Origin of the sequence: Kineothrix sp. IPX-CK, from assembly GCF_039134705.1 — a bacterium.
In the GTDB taxonomy this organism is placed as follows: Bacteria; Bacillota; Clostridia; order Lachnospirales; family Lachnospiraceae; genus Kineothrix; species Kineothrix sedimenti.
This window is the reverse complement of record NZ_CP146256.1, coordinates 2,208,538-2,228,140: the sequence shown is the minus strand read 5'-3', so window position 1 is coordinate 2,228,140 and position 19,603 is coordinate 2,208,538. Positions and strand designations below refer to the sequence as shown.

Below are 19,603 nucleotides of genomic sequence, written 5' to 3'. Positions count from 1 at the left end.
AAAAATGACATTTCGTCTCCCTTATTGCGGCAGCGGCGCGTCTTTAAAATCATATAGAACACCGTCTGCGATTTTCTGTATGGCAGCCCACTGCTCCTTTGACGCTTCATCAAACACTCCATATACAACCATTCCAGCTAGCTTAGCACTCTGAATCGCCTGCAAAATATCCTCGAATACCACACATTCCTTAGGCGCTGCACCAAGTTTATCCGCAGTGTACAGAAACACCTCGGGACTGGACTTGCCCAAACCCACCTCATCTGTGGAACAAACGACATCAAACATCTCTATAATACCGTGCCCTCGAAGCGACGGTTCGTAAAGAGCTGCAGGCAGACTGGTAGCTATGCCAAGTTTAACGCCTCTCTCTTTGACTGCAGTAAGAAACTCCCTGGCATACGGCTTTAGCGCAACGGTATGACCGTATGCATGTACCGCCATAGCATTCCATGCTTTCAGCAGTTCATCTACGCTAACCGGAAGGCCGAACCTCTCAATAGTATATGCTGCGGTCTCCTGAAAGCTGAGTGCGCAGACAGCACTAATATAATCAGGCGGCATCTCTATTCCTCGTTTGGTCAGAAATTCCGCATCAATCTGCTCCCATACGCCCATGGAATCCAGCAGGGTACCGTCCAGATCGAATATATATGCCTTCATGCCCTGCTCCTCCCTTTAAGGAATAAGTTTTTCAGCTCGTGTGCCGCACCTGCCGTATCCTCTTGGGAAACAATGGCAGAAACTACTGCCAGCCCGTCGATACCTATGCCATGAAAAAGCGGTATCGTTTCTTTGTTAATTCCCCCAATCACGACAATGGGAAGCCGAACCTCCTCCCGTATGCGCCTCAGTACCTGTATAGGAGTAATATTGGCATCCGTTTTCGTTCCCGTAGCGAACATGGCACCTACTCCCAGATAGTCTGCACCTGCATCAGCGGCGGAAATCGCCTCGGTAAGACTGCCCGCCGATACCCCGACGATCCGATCCGGCCCGACCATTTTCCGTATTACATCGACAGGAATATCCCCCTGTCCCACATGCACTCCGTCCGCCTCCACTGCGAGAGCAATATCCGCCCTATCATTAATGATAAGCGGCACATCCAGCCGGGATGTTACCTTTCGTACTCTTACAGCCGTTTCATAAAACTCCCGGGAGGATACCCTTTTCTCCCTAAGCTGCACTAATGTGCAGCCGCCTCTGACTGCCTCCTCCACCGATTCCTCTATGGTTTCCTGGACCATAAGTTCTCTGTCTGTAACAAGATATAGGGTATAGTCGATATCAGGCTTCATATAGCCTTGCCCTCCTTCCAAGAGTTTCCCCATCCAATTTGCTCACTGCGTCATGCAAAGCCGCATGAAAGCTGCCGTTACCGTTATGCCCTGCCCGTTCAAAGGCGAGCTCTCCGGCAATACCCATAGAAAGCAAGGCCGTGACCGCAGCCTCTAACGGAGATTCCGGGGCCGCTCCGCAAAAGGAGCCTATCAGCGAAGAACACATGCAGCCGGTTCCCGTGAGATTTGCCAGCATGGAATGACCGTTTTCTATACAGACACTTCTCCCCCCATCCGATACCACATCTACTGCTCCGGTAATCGCAACCACACAGCCTGACCGGACTGCCATTGTCTTTGCCACAGATATGGCATCCTCTATATTTTGCAGATCGGCTTCGTCCGCATCCACACCTTTTGTTTCCGCATGCAAGCCCGCGAGAAACCGTACTTCTGAAATATTGCCGCGCAGGACGTTGATTTTCATCTCCCGCAAAATTCTGACAGCCGTTTCATTGCGAAGTTTAGAAGCCCCGGCTCCTACCGGATCGAATACAACCGGAACTCCCGCCTCGTTTGCCGCCCTGCCTGCCGTGATCATTGCGGGAATGGTGCGCTCATTAAGCGTCCCCATGTTCAGCACAACTGCCGAGGCTATGCCGGCAATATCCGCGGCCTCCTCCAGCGCATCGGCCATGATGGGCGATGCTCCGATATCCAGCGTAATGTTTGCGCAGTCATTTACCGTAACGTAATTTGTAATATGGTGTACCAACGGCTTTTTCATGCGTACCTGCCCCACAAGATCCATGTATATTTTTCTCATGTAATATCCTCCCTCCAGTTTTTCACATCTGATAATCCATGTTGAAACAAATCGTAAAAATGGTGCGTCGGTCCGTTGCCCCGCCCGATTTCCAGAGCATTGGCAATAGCCGTAGTAACATACTTCTTAGACCGTGCGACAGCTTGCCGTATCGGCAGCTCCAATGCAAGATTAGAGGCAATAGCCGAAGAATAGGTGCAACCGGTACCATGGGTGTTTTTGGTTGGGATACGCGGAGAGGAAAAACTGTAAAACTCGCTGCCGTCAAATAAGATATCCGTAGCGTCACCCTCACTGTGTCCTCCCTTCACCAGTACCGCCCTGCAACCCATATCATGGATGATCCGAGCCGCTTTCCTCATATCCTTCTGCGTATAAATGCGTATTCCAGCCATCTTCTCTGCCTCGGGAATGTTAGGAGTAATTACATCGGCAAGCGGCACCACCTCGGCAATCAATGTATCTATGGAATCCGGGTCCATGAGCGCACAACCGTTTTTTGCGTACATTACCGGGTCAATAACCACATTGGACGGCTTCCATTCACGAAGCTTGCCTGCCACCGCCAGCATACCTTCCTTACATGACAGCATACCGATTTTCAGCGCATCGGGCGGAATGTCCTCGAAAACAGCATCGATTTGTTTCTCGATGATATCGGGCCGTATGTCCTGATATTCAATAACCCGAAAGGTGTTCTCCGCAACCACCGAGGCAATGACTGTCATGCCAAACACTCCATGGGCGGAAAAGGTCTTTAAATCAGCCTGGATGCCGGCACCGCCGCTGCAATCCGAGCCTGCAATACTCAATACCTTTTTCATATTCAATCTCCTATATTTTTTGATATTAAAAAGAGGTGCTTTTGCCGAAACAAAAAACACCCCTATATGTAAAAAGGACGCTTCGCGTATACACAAAGCGTCCGAATCACCCAAAAGATGATTTGCTTCCCTACGTCGGTATTAACCAACAGGTTCAAAGGGTCAGGTTCTGCCTTCTCAACTCCAAAGAGTCCCCCCGCAAACTTGTATGCTATTCAATTATAATATAGCAGTTTACATCGTTTTATCCAAAAAAGCAAGCTCATTCGCGCAAATTTAATTCACATCCATGCTTTCAAAGCCAGAAACTCGTCGATAAAAATACAATGAGCCAAAGTGCCGTCTCGCATAGCGGCGAGGCATTTTTCGTAATCCATCCATACCACAGACTCGATCTCCTCTTTTTGCAAGTGAAAAGAGGAAACCGGAATATCCAAAGATAAGACATAGACAGCGCTGAACTCATGGTTGTGGAAGGGATTGCCATAAAATGAGGTCACGACTTCTCCGTCGTGATAGCCGATAAGCTTTAAGTCTTCGGGCAACGCAGTAATTCCCAGCTCTTCTTCCAGTTCCCGTAAGGCGGATTCCAGATAATCCATTCCTGCAGGAATGTGCCCTGCGGAGGAAATATCGAAGCAGCCGGGAAAGGAGTCCTTGTCGAATGCTCGTTTCTGCAAAAGCACATCGAAGCTGCCTCTTTCGTTCCTGCGAACGATCCATACGTGGGCAGTTCGGTGCAAATCGCCGTAACGGTGAACAAGAGAACGTTCCCTCACCCGTCCAGTAGGGATCCCATTTTCATCTACAATGTCGAAAAGCTCCATCTCTTTGCCGTTTAGAACGGCTCCCTTTAATATATTATCTATATAGTGTAACTTCAAGGAAAAGAAGGGAACATTTTCCTCCAGGAGCCGGAAAAAAATAAGATCACCCTCCCATAAATTCAAAGATGGGATTCTATCCTTCGCTACCCACTCTAACGTTCCTTCATTACAGCTTTTCAAATCTCCTTCAAAGCCATCGGCAGTGTATATGAATATATAATAATCCGTAATGTCGTCGCACAGAAAAGTCAGGACTCCGCGAAGCCGATAAGAGGTGAGTGTCAGCCCGGTCTCCTCCTTCGCTTCCCGGACTACGCAGTCGTCCGGACTTTCATCGGCTTCAAAATGGCCGCCGATACCGATCCATTTATCCTTGTTAATGTCATGTTCCTTTTTGATACGATGGAGCATAAGATAGGAGTCATCTTTTTCTATGTAACAAAGAGTTGTCAATGTCATAATAATCAACAGAGCCTTTCTAAAAAAGTTATGATTTTTCCGCAAGCTTTATATTATCATCCAATAACCTTATATTTCAAGCGAATATAGGAATCTTCAAGAACATCACATGCTTCGAGCTTTAGAATCCCCAACTGCTCAAGCTCCTCAGACTTAGAAAGAGAAACTCCGTCTACCAGAGAGGCAGTTTCCTTTCCGCCGATGAGAACAGGCGGTATAACAATATCTATATAATCAAAAAGCTTCTCACGGAGAAACAGCCCATTGAGAGTTCCTCCCGTCTGTATGGTAATTCTGTCACAATTATATGATTCTTTCAATATTTCTAACATTTCCTTCAGATTCAGCTTCTCTTGCAGGATAATATGCAGATTATCTTCCTTCAGGGAGAATGCCGGATGCTCTTTATTTGTCGTTACAAGTACAAACGCCTTCGACAGCGAACAAAAATAACGAACACCATGCTTCGTCAGGTGCTTGTTATCTATTACTACAAAAGAAACGGGAGTCTTATCAGGAAACTCTTTCCGGTTCACTCCTATTTTTTCTTGTACACGCCCGGAATTCAACGACCATAGATCTGTTGTCCGCTCTATTTCATAGTATTGGTGGAGTCCTTCCCTGACACCTTTCAGTTTGGGAAAGTCACAGTCAACATCTAAAATATCCGATGATCCCGTACTAATTTTTCCATCTACAGAACTAAGCATAAATAATGTTGTAACAGGTCGCTGCTTCATCGATATATCCTCCTGCGCATTATAAAAACAGATAGTTTACATAACTTTAATGTTTTGCTTGTTTCACTGATATTCTACTATATTTTCAAACCTTTGGGAATCGCTTTCTTTATTTTATCCCTGACCCCGAAAAAAAAGAGACAGCCACCGGGACACTGATGTTCCCGGCATTTGCCTCCATATAAATTCATATCTTATTTGTGTCATCTATAACAACCGCAGCTTCTTTGCGGCTTTCACTAATAAATGTCCTTTGGGAAGCCCCTTCAGATCCTTCTCCTTTACCGCCTTTAGTTTAATAATCAACACGAAATAAATAGGAACTGCAGACCCTATCGTTATGATCAAAGCGATTAAATTGATAAAATATAAGGAAGACATAAACATCTCCAAAAGGTACGAAGCCCCTTCATAAATCCCAAATGCCGCCGCACCCATAATCAGTGAGGAAAACATAGGTCTTGCAAAGGTCTTATCGAATTCCTGCTTATAATCCAAATATTTTCGCAAAGATATGCTATTTAATATGCACATCATGAGCGAATACATCATCGTGGCCAGCATCACACCGTAAATCCCTAAGTCCGTAAACCATATGACGGGAACTAACATCGCTGTTTGCAAAATGAGAGCGATCGCCGCATTGATGACCGGAGTGTTCACTCTACCAATCCCTTGTAATACCGCATTAGTCAGCGTAGATAATCCATAAAAAATAACCGTTACCGAAAGTCCTGTCAACAGCCTGGACGCCAGTTCTAAAGACTCTAACTGGGGAAACAATGCCAAAACCAAGGGCTTTGACAACACGCCGATTCCCACCGCCGCCGGTATTGAAATCAGCATCGTCACCTTTATTGCGGAAGCGGTCTTCTTCTTCGCCTGCTTAAATGCCCCCTGCGCATAGACCGAAGCTATGGTCGGTATGATCGCCGAAGACATGGCAGAAGCCAGAGCGATGGGAATATTGGAAATCGTCACCGCCTTTTGAGCCAGAATTCCATAACTCGTGGATGCCTCTGAAAAGTCCATATCCTTTAAATGCACCATAAATCTCAGGTAAATGGTCTGATCCAGTGCCGTTACCAAATTGTAGATACAGGTACCCAGAATAAAAGGCGTCACTACCGAGGTTATGGTCTTAAATATTTCCTTATAGGATTCCTCATCCGTTGTCATATCACGCTCAATGCGTTTGCCTATCGTCTTACGGTTCATTGCATATACCGCGGCCATGAATAAAAGGGCAATCAACACGCCGCTGCCGGTCCCCAGCGCACTGCCGATAGCTCCGTACATAGCCTGCTCGCTTCCGTCCTTCCCGGAAGCACTTGCCGCCCACATAAGAAAATATGCCGCCCCCATGCTCACCGCCGCATTGAGTATCTGCTCTAATATCTGGGATACGGAGGTCTGCATCATCGTCCTGTGAGCCTGAAAATATCCTCTGAGAACTCCCAGCAGTCCATAGAAAAAAATAGTTGGCGCAAAAATGCGAAGCACCGGAACTGAGTGTCCCATAACGATATATGGCGCACAGATAAACAATATGAGACTTGCAGCCCCTCCGACTACCATAACATATAGCACAGAGCACTTAAAGATTCTCTGTGCGTTACGGTATTCTTTCAGCGCAAGTCTCTGTGCGAGCACCTTTGCAATTGCCGACGGAATGCTGTAAGATGAAACCAGAAGGATAATCGTATAATATGTATACGCCGTCGCGTAATAGCCGTTGCCTTCGTCTCCGATAATGGCTGTCAGCGGACTCTTATAAAGCAAACCAATAATTCTGCATATTATGGACGCTGCAGCGAGTATTCCCGCCTGCATAATAAATCCGTCTTTTTTCTTATTGTCAGACATAATGGTATCCGTCCTCTATCCTATCAGCCAATCATACATTTCCTGATATTTTTTCGCAGATACGTGCCAAGAAAAGTCTGCCGCCATTCCTCTGTCGATAATCTTATTCCACTCACGTTTCCTATCGTAATAAATACGCTCCGCATAGCGAATCGTCGCCAGCATCTCATGGGCATTATAGTTGGAAAAGGAAAATCCGGTTCCTTCGCTCTCGTATTCGTTATAAGGTTCTACTGTATCCTTCAATCCGCCGGTCTCCCTTACAATCGGTACCGTTCCGTAGCGAAGCGCCATGAGCTGGCTGAGTCCGCAGGGCTCGAACAAGGACGGCATGAGAAAAGCGTCACACGCCGCATAAATCTTATGGGACAGCGCCTCGGAGTAAAAGATATTGGCAGAAACCTTATTGTTATATTTCCAGTCAAAATGACGGAACATATTTTCATATTGCTCCTCACCGGTTCCTAATATCACGATTTGAACCGCATCCTGACACATTTCTTCCATCATATAGCTGATCAGGTCAAAACCCTTCTGGTCCGTCAGTCTGGATACGATGCCAATCAGCATCTTCTTATCATCCTGCTCCAAACCGAGTTCCGCCTGAAGTGCGCGTTTATTCTTAATTTTTTCCTTTCGGAAATTCACCGCATTGTAATTATGTTCAATATATTTATCGGTCTCGGGATTGAAATCATCGTAATCAATACCATTTACGATTCCCCGCAGGTCCTTTTCTTTCGCACGAAGGAGTCCGTCCATGCCTTCCCCGTAAAAAGGAGTCTTAATTTCCTCCGCATAAGTATCGCTTACCGTAGTTATTGCGTCCGCATATACGATACCTCCCTTTAGTAGATTCGCATCCTTATATGCTTCCAGCTTATCCGGCGTGAAAAAATAATCCGGCAATCCGGTAATTGACTTTACGGTCTTCACATCCCATTTCCCTTGGAACTTCAAATTGTGAATAGTCATTACGGACTTTATTCCGCGGAAAAATTCGCTCCCCTGAAAACGCTCTTTTAAATATACCGGAACGAGTCCTGTCTGCCAATCATGACAATGAATCACATCCGGTCTGAAATCGATGAGCGGAAGGGCAGATAACGCAGCCTTGGAAAAGAAGGAAAACTTGGTGACCTCCTCCAAAACATTGTCACTATATGGCCTAAATCCTGAAAACATGGTTTCATTGTCGATGAAATAATAAGTTACTCCATCCTCCTTCGCCTCCATGATTCCCACATATTCATTCTTCCAATTAAAATCCATATGAAAGTAAGTCTTAAACGTCATTTTTTCTTTCATTTCTTCCGTTATACAGCTATATTTGGGAATCATGACTCTGACGTCAAAATACTCTTTATCTATACATTTCGGCAAAGAACCGACCACATCAGCCAAACCGCCGGTCTTAATGAAGGGTACACCCTCCGACGCCATAAATAAAATTTTCTTCATAGCCTAACCTCCAATATACTTAGAGTCATTATACATCATATCGGAGTGCTTTGAAAGTATTAAAAACACTAATTTCTGTTATTTCATCAGTTTTTGTACTGCAAACGAATTTTATCTGCAATCAGCGCAATGAACTCCGAATTAGTCGGTTTTCCTTTACCCGTATTGATTGTATAGCCGAACAGTGCATCCAAGGTTTCCATTCTTCCCCTGCTCCATGCTACTTCAATGGCGTGTCTGATTGCTCTTTCCACGCGGCTGGAAGTAGTCTGATATTTTTTCGCAATGGAGGGATAAAGTACCTTAGTAATGGAATTGAGCATCTCCGTGTCCTCCACCGACATCATGATAGCTTCCCTTAAATACTGATAGCCTTTAATATGGGCCGGAACGCCTATTTCGTGAATCATTTCAGTAACATCCTTCTCCAGGTCCCTCTCCGTATTAATGCTTTTCACAACTGTCTCCTGCCCTGCCATGGAGGAGTCTTTATGACCGGACGGTACCGTTATCATAATCTGAAATTCCTTATCCATATTCATCAGGTCACCAAGTATTTTGTATACCCTTTCATTATCCTTTGTTGCTGTTAGATTCAGTTGCTCCATATCAAACCTCCGACTTTTTTCTTTGCTAATATCTGAAAATCCAATTCAAATGATATTTATTTCCAAATATTGCTAGTGTCTATTATAAAGGAACACTATTTGATGATTCAACAGTAAAGCATCGCACAAAAGATAGAAAAGCTTCCATTTCCGCATATATATGCGGTCTGGAAGCTTTTTTAATTCTTATTTTTTTTAATGCAGCAGCATATTTTCAATAAAAATGCCGTATCCGCTGGTCGCGTCCTGAACAAGTACATGGGTTACCGCTCCGATTATTTTTCCATTCTGCACAATGGGCGACCCGCTCATTCCCTGTATAATTCCTCCTGTTAAAGAAAGCAGTTCCTGATCCGTAATTCGAAGGACGATACCTCTGTTTATATTGTCATTATTCAGATGCACCTCCAATATTTCTATATCATAATACTTTGGCTGTCCCTCGATACTGCAAATGATTTGTGCCGGCCCTTTTTTTATCTCCTGTTTCAAGCCGATGGGGAGCTCCCCGAAGGGCACCTGCGCCTTTATCTGCTCATTGCAGTAGCCGAATATGCCCTCCGATGTATTCTCGGTTATCTCCCCTATAATCTTAGAATCATCGTATTCGATATATCCTGTCAATTCTCCGGGAGAACCGTTGCTCCCTCTCGTAATGCCCACAATTTCAGTCTGATACAGCTTGCCCTCCTCCAGATTCATAAGTGTGCTCGTATCTACATCGTTTATTCCGTGTCCCAATGCGCCGAAGCCGGAGCCTTCATTTAAGTAGGTCATCGTTCCTACCCCCTGCGCGTTATCTCTGATCCATACCCCAATTTTATAATCTCCGGCTTGATTCGTCTCAGGCTTTACCTTTAACGTGAGTATCTCTTCTTCTCTCTTTACTGTAAGAACCATCTCCTGTCCCTCGGAATGCTTTACTATATCCACGAAGGTTGTCTTACTCGTTATCTTCTCCTCATTGACCTGCGTAATATAGTCTCCCGATTGCAAAATATATTGGGAAGGAGAATACTTCTGTCCGTCCTCCCCAATGAATTCCCCTACGCCGATTACCAAAACTCCTTCTGTCTTCACATAAATGCCAATGGGTATTCCTGCCGGGATCAACGTCTTATCCTGAATCACCTGAATATCCACCGTCTTAAGCGGGATGATTCCAAACAGCTTCAAATCCAGTACATATTTATTGATTTCATTGGCTTTAATTGTTACCGGCTTGGCTAAATCTATGTGAATACTGTCTCTGGGAATATTGGATGCCGTAAGCCCGCTCACCTCTATGGCATCCTTATACAGATCCCCCGAAGCGGGAAGCTGTAAATCCAACGTTTGATCTACTCCGGCCTTTATTTTGATATTGGAAGGCACCATTTTCCATAAGGTAAAATAGCAGGTGCATATGAGTGCGGCCGTGCTGCAAAACAGCGCAAGGTACAGAAATATTCTATAATTATCGATTCTGTCTCTCTTTTTATCTTTTATGCTCTTCAAGTCCTCACATCCTTTCGTCGTTCGCAGCCAAACGATAAATGATTTTTAAACAAACGAGGGATGCAGCCTATATGAAATTCCTTCCGGAATTCCATATGACATACATCCCTCTTAGTATGTGATAAACTTGCACATTTTACTTTAGTATTGTTTTGTATTTCTTGCCAAATCTTTCATTTCTTTTGCATTTTGAAGCGCCGCCTCCGTAAGTCTGTCGCCTCCCAGCATTCTGGCAAGTTCTTTCAGGCTATCCTGCCCTGTAATTTTATTTATAGTAGTAACCGTCCGCTCTTCTTTTTCATTTTTTTCTATTAAAAAATGAACATCCGCTCTTGCTGCAATCTGCGGAAGATGAGTAATGCAAATGACCTGATGGGACATTCCCAAGATTCCCAGTTTTTCGGAAACCTTCCATGCAGTCTTCCCACTGATTCCTGTGTCTATCTCGTCAAAAATCAATGTCTGAATATCGTCCTTATCTGCGAGAACAGTCTTAAGCGCCAACATGATTCTGGATAGCTCGCCGCCGCTGGCCACCTGACTTAAGGGTTTCATTGCCTCTCCTCTGTTGGTAGATATCATGAACTCCACATCGTCATAGCCATCCGCCGCCATATTCTCGGTATCAGGCCTGATCTGTATATCAAACTCCACATTTTCAAAATTTAAATCTAACAGAGCTTTTTTAAGGCTTCCGGTAAGCTCTTTCGCATATTTTATGCGGACAGCAGATGCTTTTCCACATAAAACAGTCAGTTCTTCCTTTGTTTTTTCGTATTCGATAAGCTTCCCTTCACAGTAAGCTTCGTAATTTTCCAATACACTTAGCTTTTCTTCTCCGGCATCTTTATATGCAAGTATTTCTTTTATATTATTTCCATATTTTGACTTCAAATGATTAATTAAATTCAGACGGCTTTCCGTATGTACGAAGTCCTCCTCGTCGAACTCCAAATCCTCCAAATAGTCTTTTACGGTACGGTTGAAATCATTCAAAATGCCGTCTATATCCTGAAGCTGCTCTTCCATACCGGACAGCGCCTCGTCATAACCTGATATATTCCTTATTTCCTTTAGAGCCCTTCCTATATTTTCCCCCGCACTTTCTTCTTCATCATAGCCGGTCAGTCGATAGACAAAAGAAACCGATTCCTTTATTTTACGGCCGTTAGTCATCAGGCGGTACTGCTTTTCCAGCCGCACATCCTCATCTTCTAAAAGCGAGGCATCCTCAATTTCCTTTATTTCGAAACGAAGTAAAGAGGTCTCTTTTTCTCTTGCGGTTTCATCAGAATTCAGCGCCTTTAGTTCCCTTCCGATTTGCTGATAGTCATTATATTTCCCCCTGATGTTATTTTTAAGCTTCGAAAGAGAATCTCCTGCATAACCGTCTAAAATTTCTTTATGCTTTTTCGTCTGAAGAAGGGACTGGTGTTCGTGTTGCCCGTGGATATCCAAGAGGAGGCCTGCGATTTCCTGAAGCTGCTTCGTCCCTGTCGTTTCTCCGCACACCTTGCACACGCTTCTGCCTGCCATTATCTTCCTCTGAATGAGCAGAATGCCGTCTTCCTCAGGGAAAATATCCATTTTCTTTAATTCTTCTTTTTGTTCATCATCCAGTTTAAACGTCAATTCAATCAAAGCGTACTCGGCTCCCGTACGAATCAAGTCCTTATCTGCCTTGGCTCCCAGTGCAAGGTTCACAGAACCGATAATAATCGATTTACCCGCTCCGGTCTCGCCGGTCAGAATATTAAGACCTTCCTCGAAGCAGATCTCCTCTTCATCGATCAAAGCCAGATTTTTTACATGTAAACTTACTAACATCTTCCTACTCCTTATTTGATTGGGGCAAACATCATAACATACGAACATTTTAAGCCGGCGGCTAATTCCCTATCATCTTTCGGATTTTGTCCATCACGATAGCCGTATCGTCCACAGTCCTTATGGCCATCATAATCGTATCGTCGCCCGCGATAGAGCCTACGATTTCTTTCATCTTCATGGCGTCAATAGCAGCAGCGACTGCCATTGCCATGCCGGAGACCGTCTTGATGACGAGAATATTCTGTGCCATGTCCATGGAAACAAAGCCGTCTCGCAGCACTCTGATAAATTTCTCGCCCAGATGACTGTCATCCTGTCTGAACACTACATATTTTTGTTTTCCGTCTCCCGTAGGGATTTTCGATAGTTTCAGTTCCCTTATGTCCCTCGAAACGGTAGCCTGCGTCACCGCAAATCCGGCCTCCTTCAGCTTGTCTGCGAGCTCATCCTGCGTCTCTATATTATAATGCTCGATGATCTCGACAATTTTACCATGTCTGCTCTTTTTCATACCTTTTATCCTCCCCTTTTAAGCCAAACAGTCTATACTGCCCATGCACTTTAATCGCTCATTTTCTTATGCAATACTTCTAAAAAGCTGACCTTGCTCAATTTCACAATACCGGTCGTCTTCGCCGCTCTTTTTATTTTTACTCTGTCTCCGGTATATAAAGTAAGCTTGTGGCTTCCGTCAAAGTTCACTTCTACCTGCTGGACGGAATCCTCTCTGCCGGACACGATTTCTATCTCTATCTCATCCTCGGGCGCTAAAACTATGCTTCTCGTATTCAGGGTATGGGGACAAATAGGCGTCACCAGCAGAAGCTTCGCCTTAGGCTCCACGATCGGCCCCCCTGCAGACATATTGTAACCGGTAGAGCCCGTAGGCGTTGCAACGATCACTCCATCCGCATTATACCGGTTTAAAAACTGTCCGTTCACATAGAGATTAAACTTAATGATCTGCAGACTACCGCTCCTCGTAATGACAATATCGTTCAGGGCATAGGAATCATTCCTGTCATAATCCAGGATCCCCTTTTCCTGATGGAGGTTTTCGTGGAATTCGTTCCTTTTTACGCTTCCGCTTAGCATCATTCGTTGTTCGATTCCGTATTCGCCCTTTAAGAGCTGTTCTAAGGCCGCCTCCAGCCCGGCTTCCTCTACCTCCGCTAAATAACCGAGAGTTCCAAGATTGATCCCAAGAAGGGGCGTATCCCTATCGATCATATCTCTGGCCGCCTGAAGGAGCGTCCCATCGCCTCCCAGCACGAGCACACAGTCCGCATTCTCGGGTATCCCGTCCCCGCCTATGCCGGTCCTTTTACCATGGGCTTCCAGATATGTCCTTATATAATTCGTCTTCTCCAAATTACAGTCTTTATGATTGTTCGCAATAATATAAAAATATTCCATACCTTCCATACTCTCTACAATTCCCGGTGCGCTTCCCTTACCGTTTCTGCAATTCTTTCTTTTTCTTCCTGCACAGTCTCAGACTTCTCTTCCTCTTTTTCGATATACAGCAGATATTCTATATTACCCTCCGGTCCCTTGACCGGCGAATATTGAAGTCCCAGAATGTGAAAACCCACAGACATTGCATAATCCATCACCTTCTCGATTACCTCTTCGTGAATCTCCGGTTCCCTGACGACTCCTTTTTTCCCAACTTTCTCTTTACCCGCTTCGAACTGGGGTTTTATCAGGCATACCATCCGTCCGTTCGTTTTTAGCAAATCCCTGGCAGGAATCAGTATCTTCGTCAGGGAGATGAAGGATACGTCCACCGATGCAAAATCGAGAATGTCCCCGATATCCTCCGGTTTCACATAGCGGAAGTTGGTCTTTTCCATGCACACTACCCGTTCGTCGTTTCTAAGCCTCCAATCCAGCTGTCCGTGGCCTACGTCTACAGAATATACCTTTACTGCGCCGTTTTGCAGCATACAGTCGGTAAAACCGCCCGTAGAAGCCCCAATATCCATGCAAATCATGCCCTCTAATGAAATATCGAAGGACTGAATCGCCTTTTCCAGCTTCAGACCTCCTCTGCTCACATACTTGAGTGCACTACCTTTTACCTCGATAACCGATTTAGCCTCTTCGAAAGAGGTGCCGGCCTTGTCCTCTCTCTGCCCATTTACGAAGACATTTCCGGCCATAATGATCGCCTTCGCCTTTTCTCTGGATTGGGCATATCCTAATTTGACCAGAAGAACATCCAAACGTTCTTTCATCCTTTGCCCTTCCTCATTCCATTATTTACTTCAGCACTGCATATTCCGTAATGATACGTTTTACGACAGAATCTTCGTCTATACCGATTTCCTGCCTCAAAAGATCCACATTGCCATGCTCCACATACTCATCTGGAATTGTCACCGTAAGCAGCGTCTTGCCAATTTCCTTCCGGTCCATGAATTCTCTGACCTTCTCTCCGAAGCCGCCGCTGGCTACATTCTCCTCCAGCGTTACAAAAAGCTTATGCCCCGTCGCCGCCTCTTCTATCAGTTCCTCATCGATAGGCTTTACAAATCTGGCATTAACCAAGGAACAGGAATATCCCTTCTCCTTTAATTCCTTCCTCACCTGTTCCGCCACCTTCACCATACTGCCTACCGCAAGAAGGCAGATATCCTCTTCTTCATAGATATATTCGCCCTTTCCGTATACGATAGGCGCCCGGTATTCCTTCAGACCGTCATAGGCCTCTCCTCTCGGATAACGCAAAGCAATAGGAGCTTCAAAGTCGACCGCGAACTTCATCATATCGGACAGCTCCCACTTATTCTTAGGAGCCATAATATGCATATTGGGTATGGATGAAAGGTAGGACAGATCAAAAATCCCCTGATGTGTCTCTCCATCGCTTCCTACCAGTCCCGCCCTGTCGATAGCAAAAACTACCGGCAAATTCTGTATGCAGACATCGTGCAGTACCTGGTCGTAAGCCCTCTGCAAAAAGGAGGAATAAATAGCCACGATAGGCTTAAGCCCGCCCGCCGCCAAACCCGCCGCAAAGGTAACGGCATGCGCCTCGGCAATTCCCACGTCAAAAAAGCGGTCGGGGTACATATTTTTGAACCGTTTCAGTCCGGTTCCGTCAGGCATAGCGGCTGTAATCGCAACTACCTTTTCATCCCGCTGTCCCAGCTTTGTCATTACCGTAGAGAAAATATCCGTATAATTTGCCTTCGTCCGCGAACGAAGGGGAAGTCCCGTCTCCACATCGAAAGGCTCCGCTCCATGAAATCTCGCCGGATGCCGCTCCGCAGGCTTATATCCCTTTCCTTTCTCGGTAATCACATGAATCAGTACGGACTTCTTTATCTTCTTCGCTTCCTGAAATACGCGCACCATCTGGCCGATATTGTGTCCATCCACGGGGCCTAAATAAGTAATTCCCATGTCCTCAAAAAACATCCCCGGAATGACCAGCTGCTTGAAGCTGTTTTTTGCCCTTCGGATGAACTTCACCATCTGTTCTCCGTATTTAGGCATGTCTTTTAACGTATTATATACACCATCTCTCAAATCCAGATAGCTTCCCGCAGTCCGAATGTTGTTCAGGTACTTAGACACTCCTCCAACATTTTCAGAAATTGACATGTTATTATCGTTTAATATTATCATGAAATTGGTTTCCTGCCTGGCGGCGTTGTTCAGCGCCTCATAGGCCATTCCTCCCGTTAAGGAACCGTCCCCAATAACGGAAACCACAGTATGTTTCTCACCGTTTAAGTCTCTGGCCTTTACCAACCCCAGTCCTGCCGATATGGAGGTAGAGCTGTGCCCCGTATCGAAACTGTCACAGTTACTCTCCTTGCGTTTGGGAAAACCGCTCATTCCGCCGTATTTGCGCAGGGTTTCAAAGCCGTCTCTTCTTCCGGTCAATAATTTATGGGTATAGGATTGATGACCTACGTCCCATATGATCTTATCATCGGGAAGCTTTAACGCCAGATGCAGTGCCATAGTAAGCTCTACGGCTCCCAGATTGGAGCCCAGATGACCGCCCGTCACGCTTATCTTCTCTATAAGAAATTCCCTTATTTCCCCGGCTAGCGCCGGATAATCCTTTTCATCGATATTTTTAATATCATTAACTTTTTGAATATTGTCTAACAGCATGTCTGCACCTCATCTATTTTTCTCTGGTAATCAACTGTTTTATCAGAGCTTCCAAAAATTCATTTCTGTTATCAAACGAACTTAAGATACCTGCGGCTTCCACCGAAAGACTTTCCACCTCCGCCTTCGCCCGTTCCATCCCCTTCAGCGCAACATATGTTGACTTATGATTCTTCTCATCGCTTCCAGTCTGCTTACCTAATACCTCAAGACTGCTCGTGATATCCAGAATATCATCCTGGATCTGAAATGCGATGCCTACGTTATAAGCACATGTTTCGATCTTAAAAAGCTCCTCGTCCGAGGCTCCGGCTAACGTTGCCCCTATCATCATCGCACTCTGAATAAGAGCCGCCGTCTTATATCCGTAAATGAACAGAAGCTGATCCTGTGTCACCTCACCACCCATATTCTCCGCTTCAATATCCGCAGTCTGCCCGCCGATCATTCCGTATATGCCTGCCTTGCCTGCCAAAATGGAAAGTGCCCTGTACACCCTTTCCATCTCCTGCGCATTCTTCGTCCTTGAAAACGCTGAAACCGCCGTCTCAAAAGCGAAATTCAAAAGTGCGTCCCCCGCCAGCACCGCCATGCCCTCTCCATAAACGGCATGGGTCGTCTTCCTTCCTCTCCGGTACTCATCATCGTCCATACACGGCAAATCGTCGTGTACCAGGGAATAGGTATGTATCATCTCCAGAGCAGCCATAAAAGGCTCCTCCAGGCCTTCTTCCCCATTGAACATTTTATAAGTTTCCTGTAAAAGCATAGGACGAAGTCTTTTTCCGCCGGCCAGAATACTATAGTTCATAGCCTCTATCACCGTCTTCTGATATCCCTTTTCTTCCGGCAGAAAGCGACGAACAATTTTTTCTATCTGACCGGTTTTCTGTGCCATCTCATCTTTAAAATTCATTCACTTCACCATCTTCATTTATCTGAAGAACCTTTTTTTCCACTTTGTCAATCTTGTCGTTGCAGTATTTCAGTATGTTCATCCCTTCCTTATACACGAAGAAGGAGTCCTCCAATGAGATATCTTCAGATTCCAGCTTAGCCACGGCTTCCTCCAGCTCGGAAAATGCTTCCTCTAATGTCAGTTCTTTTTTTTCTTCTCCCATACAACACTCTCCTTATCTACTGCTTTCGCTTTGATCAGTCCGTTTTTCACGTGGACATGCAGCATATCGCCAATTTCCACGCTGTGAATATCCGTCACAGTTCTGCCTGTTTCATCTGAAACGTAGGAAAATCCCTGATTCAGCTTGTCCAAGGGCGACAGCCCCTTCAGTCTCTCTATATAGACCTCCAGTCTATGCCTCTTTTTGGATACTTTACCGCGCATAGCTTCTTCCAGCCGCTCCTCCAGCTTAAGTGCGAGAGTTCGTTTTTCCCGAATCTGCCCTGCGGGACTCAAGTATCTCAATTTTATTTTTAAATTGTCCAGCCTGCCCTTGTATAAGTTAAGCCTATTCCTAAGCAGGCGCTTCAATGTATAATCATAATCTCTAAGTGTTTCTTCATATTTCCTATATTCATATACTGCCAGCTCCGCTGCCGCAGAAGGCGTTGGCGCACGCAAATCCGCCACGTAATCTGCAATCGTCGTATCCGTCTCGTGGCCTACCGCAGAAATGACCGGCACACTGCAGTCGAAAATCGCCTGTGCCACCGTCTCTTCGTTGAATGCCCATAAATCTTCTATGGAGCCTCCTCCGCGTCCTGCGATAATCACATCCACACCATAGTGCTCAAGCGTCCTTATTCCCTTCACTATGGAGGAAGCAGCCTGTTCTCCTTGTACGATTGCGGGATATACCACGATCTGCACGTATGGATTTCGTCTGGATGCGATGTTGATTATGTCTCTTACCGCAGCTCCGGTAGATGCCGTAACCACTCCCAACATTTTTATATATTTAGGAATCGGCTGCTTATAAGAGCTATCGAACATCCCTCTTTCTTCCAACTCCCTTTTTAACCTCTCAAATCTTTCGTACAAAAGCCCTGCGCCGTCTAATACGATCTGTTTGGCATAAAGCTGATACTTTCCGTCCCTTTCGTATATATCTATCGTTCCGCCGGCAACTACCGACTGTCCTTCCTGCATCCGAAAAGCAAGACCGGAACGGTTTCCTGCAAACATAACACAGGAAATCGTTCCTTTCTCATCCTTTAACGTAAAATAAATATGCCCCGAAGAATGATATTTGCAATTGCTCACTTCGCCTCTGACGAATACCGATTGCAGCATAAAATCCTGCGTAAACATATTTTTAATATATGAATTTATTTGTGCTACAGTATACACATTCTGCATAACTATCCCGCCTAAGCAAATTTAGCAAGTACTCCGTTAATAAATCCGGGAGAATTATCCTGCCCAAACTTTTTTGCCAATTCTACAGCTTCATTGATCGCCACTCCCGTAGGAATTTCGTCATCATATTTTATTTCATAAACAGCAAGACGAATAAGAGTCAGATCTACCTTCCCCATACGGGAAGTATCCCACCCTTTCGTTTCTTTATTAATCATCTCGTCAATGATGTCAAGCCTGGAAACAATATCTTCATACTTCTTCAAAATATAGCGTTCGCTTTCTTCATCCGCCGTATTCTCATCTTCAAAAAACAGCTTTTCCTGCTCCGGCATATCCTCTCTCGCATTGAATTCGACGCGAAAGAGCAACTTGAAAATCTGTTCCCGCAGTTCTCTTCTTCCCATGGGTATACTCTTCCTATCTGTCTTTTTGCATATTCACGCCTGCGATGCGGATGTTCACGCTGGATACCTCGAGTCCTGTCATATTTTCAATGGCATTCTTCACCTTCTCCTGAACCTTACGGCTGGTTACGGGAATATTGAATCCGTATTCCATGATAAGCGCCAAATCGACTTCTACAACCTTATCAAGAACATCGACCTTTACACCCTTCTTCATATTTTTCACGCCGACCATGCTCATCAGCTCGTTGGTCGCATTTCCCGCCATAGACGCAACACCTTCTACCTCCGTAGCCGCGATTCCTGCTATCATGGCAACCACATCATCCGCTATTTTAACTGCCCCGGTGCTTTCATCATCCTGTAATACATACGTGCTTCTATCTAATTCCTTTTCCATTTAAACGACCTCCATTCAGTGCGAAACTTAATTCTGATTAAATATATCTATTTGTATAATATACCAAAATTTACGACTTTTGCATAGACCTTTCTTTCGCGGCAAACGGGTAAAACCGCAA

At 45.2% G+C, this 19,603-nt stretch carries 19 protein-coding genes, 1 pseudogene and 1 riboswitch; all 20 genes and pseudogenes read right to left on the bottom strand.

Annotated features, from left to right (window positions below; translation table 11 throughout):
- Nucleotides 1-21: 21 nt before the first annotated feature.
- The 20 genes and pseudogenes from V6984_RS10785 to V6984_RS10690 all read right to left on the bottom strand — a co-directional run bounded on the left by V6984_RS10785 (nucleotide 22) and on the right by V6984_RS10690 (nucleotide 19,482).
- Complete coding sequence (locus V6984_RS10785; RefSeq protein ID WP_342759787.1) at nucleotides 22-663, bottom strand: HAD family phosphatase; 642 nt, start codon at nucleotides 661-663, stop codon at nucleotides 22-24.
- Nucleotides 660-1,301 (bottom strand): thiamine phosphate synthase, encoded by a 642-nt coding sequence (thiE, locus tag V6984_RS10780; RefSeq protein WP_342759786.1) that lies wholly within the window; start codon nucleotides 1,299-1,301, stop codon nucleotides 660-662. The genes V6984_RS10785 and thiE overlap by 4 nt, the downstream gene beginning before the upstream one ends.
- Nucleotides 1,291-2,109 (bottom strand): hydroxyethylthiazole kinase, encoded by an 819-nt coding sequence (gene thiM / locus V6984_RS10775; protein WP_342759785.1) that lies wholly within the window; start codon nucleotides 2,107-2,109, stop codon nucleotides 1,291-1,293. Before thiM ends, thiE begins: the two co-directional genes overlap by 11 nt.
- The gene (thiD, locus tag V6984_RS10770) at nucleotides 2,106-2,933 is read right to left on the bottom strand and encodes a bifunctional hydroxymethylpyrimidine kinase/phosphomethylpyrimidine kinase (RefSeq protein ID WP_342759784.1); all 828 of its coding nucleotides are present in this window, start codon (nucleotides 2,931-2,933) and stop codon (nucleotides 2,106-2,108) included. Before thiD ends, thiM begins: the two co-directional genes overlap by 4 nt.
- A 109-nt stretch (nucleotides 2,934-3,042) precedes the next feature.
- Nucleotides 3,043-3,141: riboswitch (TPP riboswitch) on the bottom strand.
- A gap of 73 nt (nucleotides 3,142-3,214) precedes the next feature.
- Nucleotides 3,215-4,219: an NUDIX domain-containing protein gene (locus V6984_RS10765; protein ID WP_342759783.1), complete on the bottom strand. Its 1,005-nt coding sequence runs from the start codon at nucleotides 4,217-4,219 to the stop codon at nucleotides 3,215-3,217.
- 56 nt (nucleotides 4,220-4,275) lie between these two features.
- Nucleotides 4,276-4,959: a dihydrofolate reductase family protein gene (locus V6984_RS10760; RefSeq protein ID WP_342759782.1), complete on the bottom strand. Its 684-nt coding sequence runs from the start codon at nucleotides 4,957-4,959 to the stop codon at nucleotides 4,276-4,278.
- Nucleotides 4,960-5,166: 207 nt separating this feature from the next.
- On the bottom strand, nucleotides 5,167-6,825 hold the full coding sequence (locus V6984_RS10755; RefSeq protein ID WP_342759781.1) for a polysaccharide biosynthesis protein: 1,659 nt from the start codon (nucleotides 6,823-6,825) through the stop codon (nucleotides 5,167-5,169).
- 15 nt (nucleotides 6,826-6,840) lie between these two features.
- On the bottom strand, nucleotides 6,841-8,286 hold the full coding sequence (gene glgA, locus V6984_RS10750; protein WP_342759780.1) for a glycogen synthase GlgA: 1,446 nt from the start codon (nucleotides 8,284-8,286) through the stop codon (nucleotides 6,841-6,843).
- Between the two features lie 86 nt (nucleotides 8,287-8,372).
- A pseudogene (gene spo0A / locus V6984_RS10745) lies at nucleotides 8,373-8,723 on the bottom strand (sporulation transcription factor Spo0A); the annotation flags it as partial.
- 366 nt (nucleotides 8,724-9,089) lie between these two features.
- Entirely contained in the window at nucleotides 9,090-10,391 is a 1,302-nt protein-coding gene (gene spoIVB / locus V6984_RS10740; protein ID WP_342759779.1) for a SpoIVB peptidase, read from the bottom strand.
- Between the two features lie 141 nt (nucleotides 10,392-10,532).
- Nucleotides 10,533-12,218 (bottom strand): DNA repair protein RecN, encoded by a 1,686-nt coding sequence (recN, locus tag V6984_RS10735; protein ID WP_342759778.1) that lies wholly within the window; start codon nucleotides 12,216-12,218, stop codon nucleotides 10,533-10,535.
- 61 nt (nucleotides 12,219-12,279) lie between these two features.
- The gene (gene argR / locus V6984_RS10730; protein WP_342759777.1) at nucleotides 12,280-12,732 is read right to left on the bottom strand and encodes an arginine repressor; all 453 of its coding nucleotides are present in this window, start codon (nucleotides 12,730-12,732) and stop codon (nucleotides 12,280-12,282) included.
- Between the two features lie 50 nt (nucleotides 12,733-12,782).
- The gene (locus V6984_RS10725) at nucleotides 12,783-13,637 is read right to left on the bottom strand and encodes an NAD(+)/NADH kinase (protein ID WP_342759776.1); all 855 of its coding nucleotides are present in this window, start codon (nucleotides 13,635-13,637) and stop codon (nucleotides 12,783-12,785) included.
- Nucleotides 13,638-13,651: 14 nt separating this feature from the next.
- Entirely contained in the window at nucleotides 13,652-14,461 is an 810-nt protein-coding gene (locus V6984_RS10720) for a TlyA family RNA methyltransferase (protein WP_342759775.1), read from the bottom strand.
- A 25-nt stretch (nucleotides 14,462-14,486) separates the two neighbouring features.
- Entirely contained in the window at nucleotides 14,487-16,355 is a 1,869-nt protein-coding gene (dxs, locus tag V6984_RS10715; RefSeq protein ID WP_342759774.1) for a 1-deoxy-D-xylulose-5-phosphate synthase, read from the bottom strand.
- Between the two features lie 13 nt (nucleotides 16,356-16,368).
- Nucleotides 16,369-17,271: a polyprenyl synthetase family protein gene (locus tag V6984_RS10710; RefSeq protein WP_342759772.1), complete on the bottom strand. Its 903-nt coding sequence runs from the start codon at nucleotides 17,269-17,271 to the stop codon at nucleotides 16,369-16,371.
- Nucleotides 17,261-17,476, bottom strand: a complete 216-nt coding sequence (gene xseB / locus V6984_RS10705) for an exodeoxyribonuclease VII small subunit (RefSeq protein ID WP_342759771.1) — start codon at nucleotides 17,474-17,476, stop codon at nucleotides 17,261-17,263. Before xseB ends, V6984_RS10710 begins: the two co-directional genes overlap by 11 nt.
- Entirely contained in the window at nucleotides 17,452-18,675 is a 1,224-nt protein-coding gene (xseA, locus tag V6984_RS10700; RefSeq protein ID WP_342759769.1) for an exodeoxyribonuclease VII large subunit, read from the bottom strand. The genes xseB and xseA overlap by 25 nt, the downstream gene beginning before the upstream one ends.
- 11 nt (nucleotides 18,676-18,686) lie before the next feature.
- Entirely contained in the window at nucleotides 18,687-19,082 is a 396-nt protein-coding gene (gene nusB, locus V6984_RS10695) for a transcription antitermination factor NusB (RefSeq protein WP_342759768.1), read from the bottom strand.
- Nucleotides 19,083-19,095: 13 nt separating this feature from the next.
- Entirely contained in the window at nucleotides 19,096-19,482 is a 387-nt protein-coding gene (locus tag V6984_RS10690; protein ID WP_342759767.1) for an Asp23/Gls24 family envelope stress response protein, read from the bottom strand.
- Nucleotides 19,483-19,603 lie beyond the last annotated feature (121 nt).